Source organism: Lysinibacillus sp. FSL P2-0066 (assembly GCF_037969495.1).
In the GTDB taxonomy this organism is placed as follows: domain Bacteria; phylum Bacillota; class Bacilli; order Bacillales_A; family Planococcaceae; genus Lysinibacillus; species Lysinibacillus boronitolerans.
The window spans coordinates 507,091-523,772 of sequence record NZ_CP150202.1 but is presented as its reverse complement, the minus strand read 5'-3'; the positions used below and the strand labels follow the sequence as shown (position 1 = coordinate 523,772).

Genomic DNA, 16,682 nt, shown 5'->3' with positions numbered 1-16,682 from the left:
CCTCGGTTCTTCCGATAGACTTTTATTCTATCTTTCTACTTCAATGATACATTAAAACACAATAGATTCCTTGTTATTTATACGAGAAACCTTATTATCTTGTACAATAACTTCCAATGTTCCAAAAGCTTGTAATGGTTGCAATTTCGCCTTTCCATCAGATACCACAATTACACAAGGAACAATTAGTTTTTCAACTGGTATATATAAAGCGCCATTTAAATCTAATTTTAATGGATACACCCTGCTACCCCCTTTTTATTTTACTAACAGTGGTCATATTAAGCTATAGACTGCCCTTTACTAACTTATAGTCCCCACTGTTCTTTTAATTTTGTTAAGAATTTCATCTTGTTACCATCATCACCGCATGCATCCGGATGAAACTTCTTGGAACCCAATCGGTAAAGTTCGTGAAGTATCTTCTTTTCATCCTCGTTGTAGTTACTAGATCCATCACTTGAGTAACTACTACCGCTTGCATCCGAATAATTGCTGTAGTTACGTTTGAAACTTTCCTCGTAACTACGCTTTGCATATTCTTCTTTCGCCTTTTTCTTAACCTTTAATTCCTCTAAGTAAGTTGGATTACGCAATGCACCAAATACGTCATAGCAATACTGATATTCGCCCTGACCATATTCTTTTTCAAATGCCGCCTCCGCTTCTCTATGTGCTCTAAGAATCGCTTCTTGTTCTTTCTTAGCCCTATATTCTTCTGTCTGTTGGAACTCTGCTTCGATTTTCTCAATGATGGGATTCAACTTTTCATAAATCAGATCGTAAAGAAAATCTTCCTCTTTGTCCATTTCTTTTGCGACTTTTCTTATGCTACTATCAGCGCAATCATAAAGCGAATACTCTATCAAGTCGTAATAACTCACGGTACGTATAACCCATTGTTTCTTTTTCACTTTGCCATTCTCTCGGTAGCTGTGATGTATACTAATTTTATAAGCATCTAATACAGGGCGTTCAAAACGTTTATCGCTGTATGTGTAACCGTATGATGTTTTCGGTTCCTCACCAACAAAGCCGAATTTTGTTTCAGTGACAATGATTTCTTTGCGTGCGCCATACGCATCTGGCTTTTTCTTTTGCATTTTCTGAATGACACAAAACATATACGCTTCTCCTTTCTATGTAGTTACTTACAGAACATACATAGTACCTACAATGCTAATAACACGCTGCTGTCTTACGGAAGAAGTCTTTTATCGTAAACTTTTCAGCATACTTCTGTAACGAGCTTTCCGATAATTCAACCCGGCCATACTGTTTTTCTTTCTCCCGTCTTTTCATAATGTCCTGATCGAATGAACCATCACAATCCCAGTAATCTGAAAACAGTTCTTCATCATCCATAGCCTCTATCTGCGCATCCCATTCAGTCACTGACATTTCATGAGCACATTCTTTTATTTGCTCCCGCTCTAAAACGTAGTTTAAGCACTCTCTCAGCGTTTTTAATATATCAGGGTATAAATCAACAGGATTTACTTTCCAAGCCTCATACTGCGCTCGCTCGTCATCATAGAGAAGGGAAGTTGCTTCTTCTAATACTTCAACACGCTTTTTCATTCGATTCATACGCTGATTTCGTTTTTCATAAAGCTCTACCAGGTAAATAGCATAATCTTCAACGTGACAAGCCAATTTGTAGATGCGTCCGCTGCCATAATCGAAACCTGTTATCGTCGGAGCAATACCTTCATAGGCTTCTTGTCGCTCCGCTTGATATACTCGTTCGATTTCTTCTAATTCTCGTTGTGCATGTAAATACGCCCAAAATTGACTGTCTGTTAGCATGCTATCACCCTTTCATTCGTTGTTCTCTTGCTTTTAAGCGGTCAGCCATACTTTGTTGTGTAGTGTTTGATAAATCTTCTGAACAGATCTCCTGATTGTTTAAAAGATTAAGTAGCTTTTTGTACGCTAAATCCTCTAATGCTTTTAAATTTTTAATAGCTCTTGTGGGTTCGGTATTTACGTAATCAAAGAAAATCATGGCTGTACGTTCTCTTGGCACATTCTCAACCCTATGAGCTAGGATAAGCTCATCCTTAAATTTCAAATCGGTACAGCAACTTTCAAGAATACCCTGTGCCTTTTCAATTACCTCAATAGCAGCGGATATTTTATAACGCTTTACCTCACCTTCTGGCATGGTCTCCGCTTCTTTTAATGATTCGTATGCTGCAGGTATTTGCTTTTTGAAGAAGCGTTTTAGTTCATCTAAAGTCAATATTTCCACCGCCTTTTAAGTGCTATTTAACTTTCACTCTTTTAAATGGCATTCCTAACAATTCTTTAGCTTGTTCTCCTTTTTCACCAAGAATAATGAAGCTGTCTCCGTTATTAATCCATTCACCTTCATAGAAGCGGATAGAAACGCCTTTGTGAAAGGCATGCAAAATAAGTTCATCACCAACTATTTCTTGAGCAAATAACAATTTAGAATACATTCCGTGCTTTTTTGCATTCTCATTGCCATATTTTGAATGACGGTTTCCTTTGTTACCTACTGCCACTGTATTACCTCTTACAAAGCGCCCTCGTTCGTCTCTTTGGCGTTGCATAGTATCACCTCATTCACGGTGTTCGTTCGGGAAAAAATCTGAGTAAAACAAAGTCACATCTTTACACAGAAAACGTTATCAAAAGCTATCATTTATAAAATGGAACCTTAGCATTTCTTAGCATCCTTAATACGAAAAAATGTTAGCAAAAGTTAGCATGGTTGCATTCTAGGTGCACATATTAATAAGCTTTACTGCTGTTAATGCACATACTTTTCATAGACTTTCTTACTGACTGACAAATCAAGTCGGAATTTCTCTTTTGCGATCATTAAATCAACTGTATCGGCTAAGATTGGCTCTCGTTCAATCAACATCTCAGGTGTCATTTGATTCTTCTTTAGAGATTTCACATGCCCATGACGACTTGATACAGCTTTGTTAGCAATTGTGTTTGCTTTTATAAAGCTCACCGTTGTTGGTTCTAGCAATGATTGTTGCAACTTAGCCATTGTTTCCTTTTGATGTACTTTGTCTAGCATCCTAAAGATTTGAAAACCTTCTAAACCTGATGACTGACGGAGTTGTTTTAGAATTTTGTATACCCAAACTTCAAACTTTTCTGCTTCTGGTCTTTCTGACCGCATAATTGCTTTATAAATGCCAAGTTCAGATATAATTGACATGTTTTGTTCTCCACCAAGGGTGTTCATTAAGTGAGTATCCTTTTGTACTTTAGAAAGCATTCGGAGCATATTACTTGTCCTTGTGTATCCCAGCGCATCTGACACATCCTTGGCCACTGCCCACCATTCTTCTTTATACCAAACAAAACGTATTTCATAATCGAGCCATTTCTCTGTTTTGATGTCCACTATGTTTTCCTCCTCTCATTTTTCAAACATTGCAACCATCGGATGAAAAGGTTGCATCCTTTTTTCTTGGATACACACACTTTTGGATGCATACTTTTCGTTCTAATTCATGGGTTTTCTTGGGGTTTGTTTGTTTTGCAAAAGTATTTGTGTTTTGTTTTGGAACGTTCCAATCAACTATCAAAATAACGCTATGAAGTAGCTGTTTTTTCTATGGTTATACAATTTTGTACTACAACGAAATGTTTGGAGTACTGCAATGGAGTACTCCGTAAAAATGTTAGGTTTTGCAAGGCTCTAACATCACAAATACCTTACGTTTTCTTACGGTCCTGTTCCGTTTGGGAAGTGAATTGAGTTCCGTTTTGGAAACGTTGCAACCTTAACATTTCTCAACATGTCCAGAGCATTAAAAAGTGTAATTTATATTAGCTTTTGTAGCCTTTCAAAAGGAACGTTGTTTGTTTCGTAACGTTACCATTCATCAAACCGGTACATTTCTTCCAACTTCTCATAATCTCGATGTGCTAGTGACACAGCAAATTTCAAATATTTTTCTTGGTATTCCGTACTCGGAAAATATTCGATCAATTCAGCACATTGGCAAACAGCTACATTGCCTATCCAATTTTCTTTTGCTGCTACTCTCCTAACAGTTTGATAAGGTACCTCAAAGATCTGGGAAACATCCTTTAACGATGTACGGCTATTCTTCTGAGAACGTGCGTAATATTCTCGCATCCAATTCCAATCATATTTAAGATTCACAATAGACACTCCTTCACTGAAAACGTATAAAATTACTTTCCTTGCTTTATGTGTACCCATTGAAATTGTAATTATTGCAATGTTTTGCAACCTTTGAGTGTATTACTACATAAAAATACGCCCTTTTCACAGCCTAATTATCAACTGTGAGATTTACTATCAAAGGAGAGATATAATTATGAACTCAATAATCACCGTTTCTATCGATAAAGCTAAAATGGAACGTCTTGTACAGAAAGAAATCAAGGCACAGATTCAAGAAATTAATTCAGATTTAATCTTCTGGGACTTAAAGGAGCTATGTCGTCGAACATGTATGAGCAGATCATTCATTCTCGAGCAGTTCTTTTATCATCCTGATTTCCCTAAATATAAAGTCGGTACAAAGTGGCTTATGCCATCTAAAGAAACTGAAGAATATCTAAACACTTGGCTGAAACAACAACCTCGGTCTTAGATAGTCGCTTCCCTTTTTAAGGTGTCTGATTTGTCCGATTACTACCTTTTTTAGGAGATTTAAATTGTTCAGAACTAAACTTTCTATCCTTTCAACGCTGCTCGAACATGATAATAAAGATGGTTGTATATCCAGTTGCCACTTAATTGCCTATCATTCAAAAACGTTGTAGAGAAGCTGTACCGTGCTTCAAATGTTTTGATTCGTGCGAGCAATGCTTTTGGATTGAACTGGCTCCTGTAGTTACCATGCACCAAGTCAGAGTAACTACCTTCTATCAAAAGCGTAAAATGTGATTTTTGTGAGCGAATTAACTCATGTTCGAACCGTTCCTCTTTGATGCTACTAGCCAATTCATCAATGCTGTTCTTACGTTCCACAGTGAATGGAAAGTAGGTATCTCGGTATATACCCAGCTCGAAATTTTGCGGAAGCATCGCGCTGTAATCCCCTGTATCTAGCTTTATAGCTGTAAATGGGATATTATGAAGTTGAAAATAGTTTATAATGTGCTGGTTGACCTGTTCTCTTGTGTCTACCAGCACGATCATAGAAGCTAATAGCTTTTTCAATTCAGTATCGGTATATTTGAATGTTGCTAACAACTTATCACCCCTTTACTAGACGCAAGTGGTCCGACTTGCTCGTTTTTATTTTTTGTGGCTTTCCATGTCGCACATAATAAGCCTGTCCTTTACTGTTTTTGAAAGTGTTGGTCGTGTCTTTCCCTTGTTGTGCTATAAACTCTTCAAACAATCCTAAATGACCGTCAAAACGTCTCATAGCGCTTATAGCTCCCATTGATTCTACGGTGAAGAAATTTATATCCCAGTTTTGATACTCCCAAAGCAATTCTGAAATATTTTGTCCAATCGGTTCATCCTGTGGTAGCTTGTCCATATATTTGCGAGTGTAAAAGTAATCTTTCACCTCATATTTTTCACCATCATATTTCTTTTCAATGGGGAATAATTGCTCGAATTGCTTAGGTCTTAACGTAGAAAGGCATCCTTGAATATTTTCGATGAATTCAAATTGTTTCACCACTTCTTCTCTCGTTCTGGCATCAGGTTGTGAGCCTACTATCTTCACACCAAGCCATGCCATCTTCACAAGATAAGTACCTTGATCTTGTGATTGGTCAGCTCTGTATTTATTTAATAATCTCATGTAAGCACGCTCATACAATGCATGCTTTTCAGGTCTACGTTTTCTCATATCATGCTCAACTCCCTTACTATTTTTTTAATTTCTGTTTCAAACATCCAATTTAAGCTATTTAAGAAGCCATAGAAGCGATTTTAACTATCAACCTTATAAAATTTCATCGAATTCATAATAAAAACACATCTATAGGCTTTCTGTCCTAACAAGGTTATTCGATGAAACTTCTAGTAGGTTATGCTGTCTGTTCCTGTCTTTCTTGTAATTGCTCATAAGTGCTAATACCTTGATTCTTCCAATCTGCTAACATAGTCAAAATATGACTACTTAGCTTACTAGGCGGATCTTCTAATTGAGCTGTTACTTTTATTGCTTCTTTTACTAATTCGTAACTATGCATCATAAGCCATCCTTGTATTTCTTTATAAACTTGTTCGTCAGCGTTATCGAAAGTAAAACGAATAGATTTTTCGATACTAGCTATTTGTTCTGAACGATTAAGGTTACTTACAAACTTTTTATTCTCAAAAGAATCATCGAGTGAAGGAACAGACCGACCAACAACTGTTTTTTCTTTTGTCTCTTCTACCGTCTCTCTATCTACGCTATTAGTAATACTAGAGGCGGGAAAAGAGTCTTTAAGATCTTTGTCTGTCGGTCTTTCTCTTTTATTAACATTATTTTCATAGTCAACATTGTTGTCGTTGTTATTATTATTTGAATTATTATCATGGTTAACATTATTAAAATTATTAACATTATTGTTTGTGTTCATCTGTTGTTCATCTGCTGTTCGTTTGTTGTCCAGTTGCTGTCCACTTGCTGTTCTAATGCTGTTCATCTGTTGTTCATCTGCTGTCCACTTGCTGTTCATTTGTTGTTCAGTCCTTTGATATTCATACCAGTTAACCACAGTAACAATGCTATATTTCGTAGTTTTTTTGATGTTCAACATTTGCAACTGTTCAAATAATAACAACCATCTCCACAATGTACTTTCTGAAATAATATGGGTATCTTTAGCGCCTTTGTTAAACTCATTCGCAAGTGCTTTTCTACCTGTTATGAATTGCCCCACTTCTAAATTAACAACCTGATTTCCTATCAATTGATTTCGTTCTTTATGGGATGCCTTTAGTAAACAATGGATCCATAATTTCAACATATAAGGATCAGCATATATTTCGTGTTCTTGCAATTTCCTGTGTAAACTAATCCAACCAAGCATCCATTAATACACCTCCCTTCCCTTTTCATAATGTTGAAGCTAAAATATTACTTCCGCAGCTCCCCTCATGGCTTCAATGATTTTCTTATGAGTGGCTATATACAGTTCCTTGTCATGTAAATAGGAGGCAAGCTCATCTCTATTTCGTGCTAGCCAGTAGCCCGAATGATTACCGCTCTTAATACTTACAATAGGTATTCCCTTCAACCGCAATTCAAAAATAAGTTGGTGAAAATAACGGCGATCCTTAATCATTAATCGCTCCATTATTTGTGAACCTGTTAAACTCTCTGAATCTCTTAAGTCTTCTAATATGCGATATACACGTAATTCATCGTTTGTTAGTCTTTCATACATGTCATTAATCCTCCTGTTTTCTGACTTACTCCCATACACACGCCGCCATAGCTGTGTTTTACCATTCGCTTGTAATTTCAGTTATTACTTCAAAAGCCTGTTGCGCCAAATACCAACGCTTTCGATTCTTTTTACGTTCAATTGCCCTCATACGCGGATCACAAAGTATTTCATCCTCTAACCAGCGTTTAGACATATCTGTTAGTAACGCAAGTCGCTCTACTGATACAAACCAAAGTTGCGCTTGAATAGACTCATCGAGTTGTTTTTCTATATGTTGTTGAATCTGCTTTTTATCTAATTGAAGTTCAATTTTTGTTGGTATCATTTACTTCCCTTCCTTCTTTATTAAATAATTTCTATTCTCTCTTTCTCACCGTATTCCACTATTGCTGCTTCTATAGCTGCAAGCATTTTTTCTTCCTTATCGTGAGGTAAGTCCTTTCTTAACAAACGACTAAAATTACTTTCATTCAAGCCGTAAAATTCTGCTACTTGCCACTGCTTAAGACCATTATCTTTAATTATCTTTTTTAAATGGACGATCTTCATTTTCCACACTCCTTGCATAAGCATTTTGTTGTTGTTTTATGCTTATTTTGCTATAATCTATCTAAAGAATAGCAACAACAAATGAAAATATCAACATAAAATAATCATTTTATGCTTATTTTTTAAAGAAAGGAACTATATTTATGAATTCAAATATCATTGGAAATACGATAATTTATGTAATTAACCCCTACGAGATCTATGAACATGGTTTCCATTTCCAAAATTTAGATAATTTTATATCTAAAGCTGAAATTGATCATTCAATTCTGGAAAGTTTCTATGATAAAAATTCTTCTAGAGGTTATACTTCGTACTTCTTTGCGAAAGACATATTAGAGAGTATAAATGATGACACAATAACAAAATGGGCTGATTTTTCAGAAAAATATTTCGATACTTCTCTAGAGGATTACTTAATGAAATTAGTTTCTAAATATTGGACCGATAATCCGCGGGACATCTTAGACGAAATTCCATTAAATAATTCACCTATCATTACCCTTTCAAAAGAAGCAATTTCAAACTATGTTTTTAGGAAAGAGGATAACTCGGTAAAGTCATTTCGTTTTCCTGAGGAAGGAATTGGTCTTTTCACCGAATTAGCAAAGTTAGAACTATTTGAAATATCTAGTTTGAAGAAGTTTACAAAGAGTTTCGGTATTCCAATAGGAGTAGATCTTTCTAAAAAGTCCGAATATGGTGCTCTCATGGATTTGAAGCAATATAATACATTTCTGTATTTCGGAGCTGCTTCAACCGCACTTATTTATAAAGAATTAGTTGAATATCAAAATATATTCAATATGTTTGTAGCAGTAAAAACTAATGATGAGCAATTAGCTAATAAGATATATGAAAGAAAAAGATTTATTCAAGCAGTATCAGAAATAAGTAGCGTTAGCATAAATAGATCTCCTGAAATACAAACTCTTAAGAGGGAATATGAAAAAAACATTTTAGATAATAATAATAAATTTTCATTAGCTCAATGTAGAAAATATCTAACAGAAGCTATAACAGAGAAGGTTGCGATAAATACAAAAATAACGGATTCAGTTGATGGGGATTTTTTCGAAGTTAAACTATATAACAATTTATTTGAAGTTGCCTATAATCAAATTAAGGACTCCTTGTTAAACAATACTGAATTAAAACGTTGTGAAAATTGTGGTCATATTTTTGAATCAACTCATGGAAAACAACGATTTTGTTCACCATTACCATTTAAAAAGAGAAGTAGCTGTGAAAATAATTATAACCAACGACTTAAAAGAAATAAGGAAAGAGCGCTATCGTTAGTAGAATTAGGAAATAGTATTGAAGAAATATCGCAAATTATTAATGAATCACCAGAAACGATTCAGCAGTGGATAATCAATAAAGTAAACTGAAAGAAATAAGCTTTAATTATTTTGGAGTATTTCAACTCACCTATTCCTGTACACACGCCGCCAAGCATGAAAGGAATGGACAAGGTGAAATTATATAAATCGGCAAAAGAACCTGAAATATATCACTATTTCAATGCGAATAAAGAAAAACTATGGATGTTTCGACATAAGTATTATGATGCTGCTGGAAAGCGTCGTGAGAAGAAGAAAAGTGGCTTTAAAACAGAAAAGGCAGCATTGAAAGCCCTACTGGAAGTGAAGGCTGCAACGCTGCGTGGTGAAACAAAACATATAGAACATGATAACCTAACCGTCTCTCAATGGCTAGATATGTGGTTTGACATGAATAAAGGTAAATGGAAACCTTCTACTGTTACTCAGCGTGAGGGTTTCATAAAGCTTTATTTTAAGCCCCTTCTTGGCTCCTACAAGTTGCAGAAGCTTGATAAAGTGATTTATCAAATGTCGTTTATCAATGTGTTAGAGGACAAGCTAAAGCCCTCTACGATTCGTGCTTTGCATTCGATTTTTAGGATTGCTATGAATGCAGCCGTTGCGGAAGAAATCCTAATTCGCAATAAGTTACAGGGAACCGCCCTTCCCTCTCTAAGAGATAAGGAAACAGAAAAGAACTATCTCACACCTGGCCAACTTAGTATATTACTGAATCATATTAAGGAGCATGGGGATATTGCATACTACAGCTTATTTTTAACGATTGCTTATACAGGTATGCGTAAAGGTGAGGCATTGGGGCTTCAATGGCGAAATATCGACTTTGCCAATCAAACGATTACCATTGAGAGAACCAGAGGAAATAACGGTGTAGGCTCCACTAAAACAAAGAACAGTGAGCGTACCATAAAAGTAGACGATATAGTGTTGCAGCAGCTACAGAGCTATCAAACGGCTGTTAAAGCGTTGTTACTTTCACATGGTCGTAGACTGCATAGTGATCTAACCAAAGATGGTTCATTTATCTTTTTATCGCCTCACACAGCAGAGCCTTTTGTTTCCACAGGGTTAAACTCAATTTTTAACCGCTTTGTAGAATCGGCTGGACTACCAGCGACAACGATACATGGATTAAGGCACACACATGCCACCATACTTATGAATAACGGTATTCCTGTCAAGGCAATAGCCGAACGATTAGGAAATACTCCAGAGATGATCCACACCGTTTATGGTCACGTTCTCCAAGAGATGGAGGCACGAACAGTATCCGTATTTAGTGAAAGTTTAAAGGCAGTTGGGGCTAAAAGTGGGGCTAGCTTATAGCTAAACCCCACTCAAACCGCTTCATATCAACCTTTATAAAGCTTTACTTATTTTACCCAGCCTAAGATCATTTCTCGTAATAATTTTGAAGCTGTGTTTGCTGTCATTTCTGAAGAATCGTAGATTGGTGCTACTTCAACTAGGTCGAAGCCTACTACATTTACACCACTTGCTGCAATAGCATGGATGGAAGCTAGCAATTCTTTGGAAGTAATACCACCGCAGTCCACTGTGCCAGTGCCTGGTGCATGTGCTGGATCTAACACATCGATATCAATTGTTACATACACATTGCGTCCAGCTAGCGTTGGCAGGACCTCTTTTAATGGTTCAAGCACTTCAAATTTTGAAATGTGCATGCCGTTTTCCTTTGCCCATTCAAATTCCTCTTTCATACCTGAACGGATACCAAATGAATAGACATTTTTTGGTCCAATATGTTCTGCAATTTTACGGATTGGTGTAGAGTGTGAAAGAGGCTCTCCCTCATATTCCACACGTAAATCCGTATGTGCATCAAAGTGAATAATAGCAAGATCATCATATTTAGCTGATACAGCCTTCATTACTGGCCAAGACACTAGATGCTCCCCACCCATGCCAACAGGAATCTTGCCATCCGCTAATAATTTTTCAATAAATTTCTCAATTTCATCCAATGAGCGTTGTGCATTTCCAAATGGTAGTGGAATATCACCTGCGTCAAAGTACTTTACTTCCTCAAGCTCACGATCTAGATATGGACTGTACTCTTCAAGACCAATTGATACCTCACGGATACGCTGTGGACCGAAACGTGATCCTGGACGATAACTTACTGTCCAATCCATTGGCATGCCATAAATTACTGCCTGTGCATCGTCATATGTAGGATGACTTTTTATAAAAACATTTCCTGAATAAGCTTCATCAAATCTCATTGCTAGTCCTCCGTATAATTAAAATATTGTGTTGATCATCATTTTTTCATCTTCTTCTATTATGGCTTACAGGATTGTAATGAAACCTGTATCCTTTTAACCTCGTATACATTATTGGAACGCCTAGCAAAATTCGATTAAAATCTACAAGGTGCGATTTTTTTGTCGAATGCCAGCATTTCAAGTAGTACAAAAAAAGTATAGATGTTTTTGAATAAAGTGCAATAGTTTTTAGGTAGAATTTCGATTAAAGATGAATGTTCGAACACATACTAAAGCTAAGTTCGAAGTTGTGAGAAAACGAGGTGAAGTCGGATGAAACGAAAAAGCTATCATCGAAAGCAACAGCGTGTAAAGCGCACTCGCAAAAGCCTTACGCTATTTGTGGCCTTTACATCTGCAATTGTCGTAGCATTTGTCGCACTCCGCATCTATGTTCAAGTGGCTGGTGCACCGCCTTTAACCGTACCAAAGGCTTCTATTTTCTTAGATGAAAATGAGAACCAAATTGGGGATCACTTTACAAATCAACGACGTTATTGGGTTGGCCTCGATGAGATGTCACCTTATTTAAAGGAAGCAGTGGTTGCTGTAGAAGATAAAGACTTTTATCAGCACGGTGGTTTCGACTATTCACGTATTGCTGGTGCCATTTTAGTGGACATTAAGGCTGGTGGTAAGGTTCAAGGAGCTAGTACCATTACGCAACAATATGCTCGTAACCTTTACCTTTCCCATGAAAAATCTTGGACACGTAAATTAAACGAAGCCCTGTATGCTTATAGATTAGAAGTTTTTTATGACAAGGACGAAATACTAGAGGGCTATTTAAATACAGTATATTATGGTCATGGCATGTATGGCGTAGAAGCTGCCAGTCGTTTCTATTTCGGAAAATCTGCCAGTGATTTAACGCTTGCTGAAGCAGCAATGCTAACAGGCGTACCAAAAGGACCTAGTATTTACTCACCAATTGCCAATTTAGATAAGGCTACCAATCGTCAACACGTTATTTTAAAACTTATGGCAGACCAAGGCGCCATTACACAAGAAGAAAAAACGCGTGCTGAAAATGAACAGCTTGTTTTAAAAAATGATAGCTGGGTTGCAACCAAATCTGTTGCCCCTTATTTCCTTGATGTGGCTTGGCAAGAAGCCAGTGAAATCTTAAAATCAAAAAACCTTGATATTAGTGAAGGTGGTTGGACGATTCAAACAACGCTTAATCTGGAGCATCAAAAAGCGGCTGAAGAAGCGGTAGCCAAAAACATGCCTGCCAATGATTTGCAATCTGCGTTCGTGAGTATGGAATCTAAAACTGGAGCTGTCACTGCATTAGTCGGTGGTCGTGATTATTCAGTAAGCTCATTTAACCGAGTTACACAAGCTAAACGTCAACCAGGTTCTACCATTAAGCCGATCTTATACGCAGCGGCGCTTGAAAATGGTTACACTCCACTAACTTTTTTAGATGTTGGTGAAACAACATTTACTTATGATAATGGGCGTGGCTCTTATGCACCTAAAAACGTTAATGGTCAATTTGCAGATCATGATATGACGATGGCACAAGCTATTGCTATCTCAGATAATATTTACGCAGTAAAAACCTTAGAGGATATTGGCTTCAAAGCGTTTCATGATATGGCAAACCGTTTTAATGTAGGGATTGGCGCGAAGGATAATTTATCCATTGCACTGGGAACAATTGAAACGACATTATATGAAATGACAAATGCATATAATATTTTGGCATCGCAAGGTCAGCAAACAGCACCAACAACCATTGTCTCTATTAAAAATGCACATGGTGATGTTATTTATGAAAACAAAGATGTTGCAAGCAAAGCTGAAACAGCCATTTCTAAAGAAAATGCATATATCTTAACAGAAATGATGACAGGTATTTTTGATCCGGTTTTCAGTGACTATTCACCTGCTACAGGAATCAGTATTCGTTCACGTATGACACACACATATGCTGCTAAATCAGGTTCTACCAATAGTGATCAATGGTTAATTGGTTTTACACCAAGACTTACTGCTGGTGTATGGAATGGGTATGATCAGGGTAAAAATCTTACGACAAAAGAAGATACTGCTGCAACAAAGCAAATCTGGATTGACTTTATGGAAACGGTCAACAAAGGTACAAAAAATGAGGATTTCAAAAAACCTAAAGGTGTAGAAGGCGTTGTCATTGATATTGAAACAGGTAAATTAGCGACTGACGCTTGTCCTAAACAACGTCTTGTCTATGTAGAGTCCAAGGATGTACCAACTGAAAAATGTACAAACTTCGATATTCTCGACAGTAATACATGGGGAGAATTTTGGAATATGCTACCCTTCTCTATATTTAAGGACTAAAAACAAAATAATTTCGGAAACCTTTTTAAACCTAATACGTTTTAAGCTATGAAGGCTCTCGACAAAGTAACTGATAACGAAAAAAAGAAAAGCTTTCTCTTCCCCGGAGACGTGTCCGTGGGAACAGAAAGCTTTTCTTTTTTATGGTCCGCGAAGTATGAGCATCATGGGGCATTTGGCTTGGGTTTGGGTTATTCAAATGCCGCATAGCGCTCATCACATTCGCGATACCAAGTGTCCTAGCTTACTAAAATGTAAGCTCTGCCTCAAGTGTACTTTGTTTCAAACCCACTTTCAACCTAATATCGAAAGCGATCGCAAAATGTCACAGATTGTTCAATCATTACGAGTCTATTCGACAAATAAGTCTTGACGCAATTGCTCCTCACTCCGTTCCCACATTTCAGGATTAAGTTGTTCAAGGAAAGTAGCTAACACTTTTTTAGATGATGCATCCATATGCTCTACAATAATATGACGTTTCATGGATTTATCCATTTTATTCACATGATCAGCTAGAATTTTATAGCCACGTCTTTTTTCACGATTTACAACCATCTCACAGGCTGTAACCCCCGCATAATATGGCCCATTTTCTTTATGGTCTATCGTCACCCACACGAGCCAATACGGTTTTCCTCCCTCTGAATCAGCACGGTCCATTGTAAATTTTATCCCACGCTCTACATCACTTCGTGCATGCATGGCACCAATTTCAACAGAAGCCGTTCCCTCTTCTACATCAATAATGACGGGCGATACATTCTCTAATGAAAGTGAACCGATACCAAACCCTTTATGTCCATCTGTTGGATCATTTTTTATAATGGTAAAACCCATTTTTTGTTTTGGTTTTTCTTCATTTGTCATACTTAAATATCCTCCATTCTGCTATTATAAAGGAAAGCATATCAACGCATATTTTATCGAAACAATCACTATTTTCGCCATTGCGCATATGCCTCAACGCAAGTAAGAAGTTTATACTTTCTTATAAACTAACTATACAACATTATTCTATAAAGGAGGCAATATTATGCCATACGTAACAGTGAAAATGCTTGAAGGTCGTACAGAGGAACAAAAACGTGCTCTTGTAAAAGAAGTAACGGAAGCAGTATCTCGCACAGTTAATGCACCTGCAGAAAATGTAACAGTTTTTATTGAAGAAATGTCTAAAAACCATTACGGCGTTGCAGGCGTTCGTTTTAGCGACAAATAATAGTAAGATGGGTAGAGCACATTAGAGTGCCCTACCCTTTTTATAAGATTTCATGGAAATCATGTTGTCAGAAACAACTTACTTTCCGTCTCTTCTTAACAATGTTAGTATTTGTTGTTTGATCGTTGGATGTGAAGAGTCGTCCTCTAAGAAATCTAATGGGAAATAGATTTTATGATCTCGTTTCATTCGCCCTGAGATGGCATCAACAATAATTGATTCACGTGAAAGCTCCCGTAGCTCACCATTTTTCATTTCTAAAAAAATCGGTACACGCACTTCTTCCTCTCCAGGTCTGTAAAAATCATATGGCAGATCTGCCGTTGTATCATGTACAAGGTAATAATCGGGATTTAATCCTGCTTTTTTAAAAAGCTCTTGGAGTTTTTGATATTTATTGAGCTCCACCCCCGGATCTAAATCAATGTATTGAAATAGCTTACGATTGACAAAGCGGCGACTTAAATCACTTAGAATTGCATCCTCTTCTTGCATCCATAACTGAAAATATGTAAAAAGTATACTCTCGTCTAACGCAAGATAATCCTCTAATGTAATAGTATTTCGGAAGAATGCCAGGAAATGAGTAGGCTCATGCTTAAATGTATAGCCCTCTAAGCTTAATTGTTTTACTCTTTTTAATATATTATTTAAAATTACCTCTGCACTTCGTGAAACAGGATGAAAGTAAATTTGTAAGTACATTTGATAGCGACTCATTATATAGTCTTCCACCGCATGCATGCCTGTTGCTTTGATCACTACTTGGTTTTTTCGTGGACGCATCACTCTTAAAATCCGCTCCATATCAAAGTGACCGTAGCTAACTCCTGTAAAATAAGCATCCCGTTGTAAGTAATCCATACGATCTGCATCAATTTGACTCGAAATTAAACTAATTACTTGCTTATTTGGATATGTCTTTTCAATTACTTGGGATACCTTTTCTGGAAAATCATCTGCCACTTTTTTTAAAATCGCATTTACTTCTGTATCCCCCAGCAAAATTTGCCTTGTATAATCTTCATGATCAAGCTCAAATACATTTTCAAAAGCATGGGAAAATGGTCCATGACCTAAATCATGTAAAAGGGCTGCACATAATACTAATAATCTTTCGCTTTCATCCCAATCTGGACGACCTACAAAGATATCATCTACTATGCGGCGTACAATTTCATAAACCCCTAGAGAATGACTAAAGCGACTGTGTTCTGCTCCATGAAATACTAAAAATGTGGTACCTAGCTGACGAATTCTACGTAAACGCTGAAATTCTCTTGTACCCACTAAATCCCATATCACTTGATCTCGAACATGTACATAACGGTGTACAGGGTCTTTAAATACCTTTTCTTCTTCTAATTTAGCGTTTGCATATGTCATTTGGATAGCACCCCCATTTTGTTATAGTTCTATTATATGCGATAAATCTAGGACTAGCATACTTATTGCCATTTTTCTATAGATATTAACAACCTATTTCAATTACTTTCATCATTATTTTTAAGTCTACATTGGTCTAATTTCTCAACATATAAAAATGAGCAAAACAAAAACTATCCCCCAAGTAGA

The 16,682-nt window shown here is 36.7% G+C and carries 21 protein-coding genes; 5 read left to right on the top strand and 16 right to left on the bottom strand.

All coding sequences use genetic code 11. From position 1 onward, the window contains the following. Positions 1-51: 51 nt before the first annotated feature. The 7 genes from MKZ14_RS02550 to MKZ14_RS02520 all read right to left on the bottom strand — a co-directional run bounded on the left by MKZ14_RS02550 (position 52) and on the right by MKZ14_RS02520 (position 4,162). A complete protein-coding gene (locus tag MKZ14_RS02550; protein ID WP_333006405.1) occupies positions 52-243 on the bottom strand; it encodes an XtrA/YqaO family protein in 192 nt (63 codons plus the stop codon). Positions 244-308: 65 nt separating this feature from the next. Further along, a complete protein-coding gene (locus MKZ14_RS02545; protein ID WP_333006404.1) occupies positions 309-1,124 on the bottom strand; it encodes a hypothetical protein in 816 nt (271 codons plus the stop codon). A 55-nt stretch (positions 1,125-1,179) separates the two neighbouring features. Then, positions 1,180-1,809 (bottom strand): hypothetical protein, encoded by a 630-nt coding sequence (locus MKZ14_RS02540; RefSeq protein ID WP_333006403.1) that lies wholly within the window; start codon positions 1,807-1,809, stop codon positions 1,180-1,182. 4 nt (positions 1,810-1,813) lie between these two features. After that, entirely contained in the window at positions 1,814-2,245 is a 432-nt protein-coding gene (locus MKZ14_RS02535) for a hypothetical protein (protein ID WP_333006401.1), read from the bottom strand. A 22-nt stretch (positions 2,246-2,267) separates the two neighbouring features. Continuing rightward, complete coding sequence (locus MKZ14_RS02530) at positions 2,268-2,579, bottom strand: hypothetical protein (protein ID WP_281115430.1); 312 nt, start codon at positions 2,577-2,579, stop codon at positions 2,268-2,270. 200 nt (positions 2,580-2,779) lie between these two features. Then, entirely contained in the window at positions 2,780-3,394 is a 615-nt protein-coding gene (locus tag MKZ14_RS02525) for a BRO family protein (RefSeq protein WP_281115431.1), read from the bottom strand. Between the two features lie 474 nt (positions 3,395-3,868). Further along, positions 3,869-4,162 carry a hypothetical protein gene (locus MKZ14_RS02520; RefSeq protein WP_333006398.1) on the bottom strand — a complete coding sequence of 98 codons (294 nt, stop codon included), beginning with the start codon at positions 4,160-4,162 and terminating at the stop codon, positions 3,869-3,871. Positions 4,163-4,340: 178 nt separating this feature from the next. Here MKZ14_RS02520 and MKZ14_RS02515 point away from each other — a divergent pair, with 178 nt between their 5' ends. Further along, positions 4,341-4,619, top strand: coding sequence for a group-specific protein (locus MKZ14_RS02515; protein WP_333006397.1), 279 nt, complete (start codon positions 4,341-4,343; stop codon positions 4,617-4,619). An 83-nt stretch (positions 4,620-4,702) separates the two neighbouring features. Here MKZ14_RS02515 and MKZ14_RS02510 read toward each other — a convergent pair whose 3' ends face one another. From MKZ14_RS02510 to MKZ14_RS02485, 6 genes are all read right to left on the bottom strand, one after another. After that, a complete protein-coding gene (locus MKZ14_RS02510) occupies positions 4,703-5,170 on the bottom strand; it encodes an ERCC4 domain-containing protein (RefSeq protein WP_333006429.1) in 468 nt (155 codons plus the stop codon). A gap of 58 nt (positions 5,171-5,228) precedes the next feature. Beyond that, entirely contained in the window at positions 5,229-5,837 is a 609-nt protein-coding gene (locus MKZ14_RS02505; RefSeq protein WP_333006396.1) for a hypothetical protein, read from the bottom strand. Between the two features lie 181 nt (positions 5,838-6,018). Beyond that, entirely contained in the window at positions 6,019-7,011 is a 993-nt protein-coding gene (locus MKZ14_RS02500; protein ID WP_333006395.1) for a DnaD domain protein, read from the bottom strand. Between the two features lie 39 nt (positions 7,012-7,050). After that, positions 7,051-7,368: a hypothetical protein gene (locus MKZ14_RS02495; RefSeq protein WP_333006394.1), complete on the bottom strand. Its 318-nt coding sequence runs from the start codon at positions 7,366-7,368 to the stop codon at positions 7,051-7,053. A gap of 58 nt (positions 7,369-7,426) precedes the next feature. Continuing rightward, on the bottom strand, positions 7,427-7,696 hold the full coding sequence (locus tag MKZ14_RS02490; RefSeq protein WP_333006393.1) for a hypothetical protein: 270 nt from the start codon (positions 7,694-7,696) through the stop codon (positions 7,427-7,429). Between the two features lie 20 nt (positions 7,697-7,716). After that, the gene (locus MKZ14_RS02485; RefSeq protein ID WP_333006392.1) at positions 7,717-7,920 is read right to left on the bottom strand and encodes a hypothetical protein; all 204 of its coding nucleotides are present in this window, start codon (positions 7,918-7,920) and stop codon (positions 7,717-7,719) included. A gap of 143 nt (positions 7,921-8,063) precedes the next feature. Between MKZ14_RS02485 and MKZ14_RS02480 the strand changes: the two genes are divergently transcribed. Next, positions 8,064-9,314 carry a hypothetical protein gene (locus MKZ14_RS02480; RefSeq protein ID WP_333006391.1) on the top strand — a complete coding sequence of 417 codons (1,251 nt, stop codon included), beginning with the start codon at positions 8,064-8,066 and terminating at the stop codon, positions 9,312-9,314. A 75-nt stretch (positions 9,315-9,389) separates the two neighbouring features. Continuing rightward, positions 9,390-10,595 (top strand): site-specific integrase, encoded by a 1,206-nt coding sequence (locus tag MKZ14_RS02475; protein ID WP_333006390.1) that lies wholly within the window; start codon positions 9,390-9,392, stop codon positions 10,593-10,595. Positions 10,596-10,642: 47 nt separating this feature from the next. Here MKZ14_RS02475 and speB read toward each other — a convergent pair whose 3' ends face one another. After that, the gene (gene speB / locus MKZ14_RS02470; protein ID WP_004231519.1) at positions 10,643-11,515 is read right to left on the bottom strand and encodes an agmatinase; all 873 of its coding nucleotides are present in this window, start codon (positions 11,513-11,515) and stop codon (positions 10,643-10,645) included. Between the two features lie 315 nt (positions 11,516-11,830). On the opposite strand from speB, the gene MKZ14_RS02465 reads away from it, so the two are divergent. Continuing rightward, positions 11,831-13,885 (top strand): PBP1A family penicillin-binding protein, encoded by a 2,055-nt coding sequence (locus MKZ14_RS02465; protein ID WP_333006389.1) that lies wholly within the window; start codon positions 11,831-11,833, stop codon positions 13,883-13,885. A 351-nt stretch (positions 13,886-14,236) separates the two neighbouring features. Here MKZ14_RS02465 and MKZ14_RS02460 read toward each other — a convergent pair whose 3' ends face one another. Beyond that, positions 14,237-14,755 carry a YwhD family protein gene (locus MKZ14_RS02460; protein WP_016994179.1) on the bottom strand — a complete coding sequence of 173 codons (519 nt, stop codon included), beginning with the start codon at positions 14,753-14,755 and terminating at the stop codon, positions 14,237-14,239. Between the two features lie 166 nt (positions 14,756-14,921). Here MKZ14_RS02460 and MKZ14_RS02455 point away from each other — a divergent pair, with 166 nt between their 5' ends. Beyond that, positions 14,922-15,107, top strand: coding sequence for a 2-hydroxymuconate tautomerase (locus MKZ14_RS02455; protein ID WP_004231516.1), 186 nt, complete (start codon positions 14,922-14,924; stop codon positions 15,105-15,107). 78 nt (positions 15,108-15,185) lie between these two features. Here the strand turns inward: MKZ14_RS02455 and MKZ14_RS02450 are convergent, their stop codons facing one another. Then, complete coding sequence (locus MKZ14_RS02450; protein WP_036078208.1) at positions 15,186-16,493, bottom strand: HD domain-containing protein; 1,308 nt, start codon at positions 16,491-16,493, stop codon at positions 15,186-15,188. Positions 16,494-16,682: the final 189 nt, after the last annotated feature.

Coding starts and splice junctions, on each gene's coding strand:
- MKZ14_RS02545 (WP_333006404.1), bottom strand. CDS start 1,124: ATGTTTTGTGTCATTCAGAAAATGCAAAAGAAAAAGCCAGATGCGTAT.
- MKZ14_RS02540 (WP_333006403.1), bottom strand. CDS start 1,809: ATGCTAACAGACAGTCAATTTTGGGCGTATTTACATGCACAACGAGAA.
- MKZ14_RS02530 (WP_281115430.1), bottom strand. CDS start 2,579: ATGCAACGCCAAAGAGACGAACGAGGGCGCTTTGTAAGAGGTAATACA.
- MKZ14_RS02515 (WP_333006397.1), top strand. CDS start 4,341: ATGAACTCAATAATCACCGTTTCTATCGATAAAGCTAAAATGGAACGT.
- MKZ14_RS02510 (WP_333006429.1), bottom strand. CDS start 5,170: ATGATCGTGCTGGTAGACACAAGAGAACAGGTCAACCAGCACATTATA.
- MKZ14_RS02505 (WP_333006396.1), bottom strand. CDS start 5,837: ATGAGAAAACGTAGACCTGAAAAGCATGCATTGTATGAGCGTGCTTAC.
- MKZ14_RS02500 (WP_333006395.1), bottom strand. CDS start 7,011: ATGCTTGGTTGGATTAGTTTACACAGGAAATTGCAAGAACACGAAATA.
- MKZ14_RS02495 (WP_333006394.1), bottom strand. CDS start 7,368: ATGTATGAAAGACTAACAAACGATGAATTACGTGTATATCGCATATTA.
- MKZ14_RS02490 (WP_333006393.1), bottom strand. CDS start 7,696: ATGATACCAACAAAAATTGAACTTCAATTAGATAAAAAGCAGATTCAA.
- MKZ14_RS02485 (WP_333006392.1), bottom strand. CDS start 7,920: ATGAAGATCGTCCATTTAAAAAAGATAATTAAAGATAATGGTCTTAAG.
- MKZ14_RS02480 (WP_333006391.1), top strand. CDS start 8,064: ATGAATTCAAATATCATTGGAAATACGATAATTTATGTAATTAACCCC.
- MKZ14_RS02475 (WP_333006390.1), top strand. CDS start 9,390: ATGGACAAGGTGAAATTATATAAATCGGCAAAAGAACCTGAAATATAT.
- speB (WP_004231519.1), bottom strand. CDS start 11,515: ATGAGATTTGATGAAGCTTATTCAGGAAATGTTTTTATAAAAAGTCAT.
- MKZ14_RS02465 (WP_333006389.1), top strand. CDS start 11,831: ATGAAACGAAAAAGCTATCATCGAAAGCAACAGCGTGTAAAGCGCACT.
- MKZ14_RS02460 (WP_016994179.1), bottom strand. CDS start 14,755: ATGACAAATGAAGAAAAACCAAAACAAAAAATGGGTTTTACCATTATA.
- MKZ14_RS02455 (WP_004231516.1), top strand. CDS start 14,922: ATGCCATACGTAACAGTGAAAATGCTTGAAGGTCGTACAGAGGAACAA.
- MKZ14_RS02450 (WP_036078208.1), bottom strand. CDS start 16,493: ATGACATATGCAAACGCTAAATTAGAAGAAGAAAAGGTATTTAAAGAC.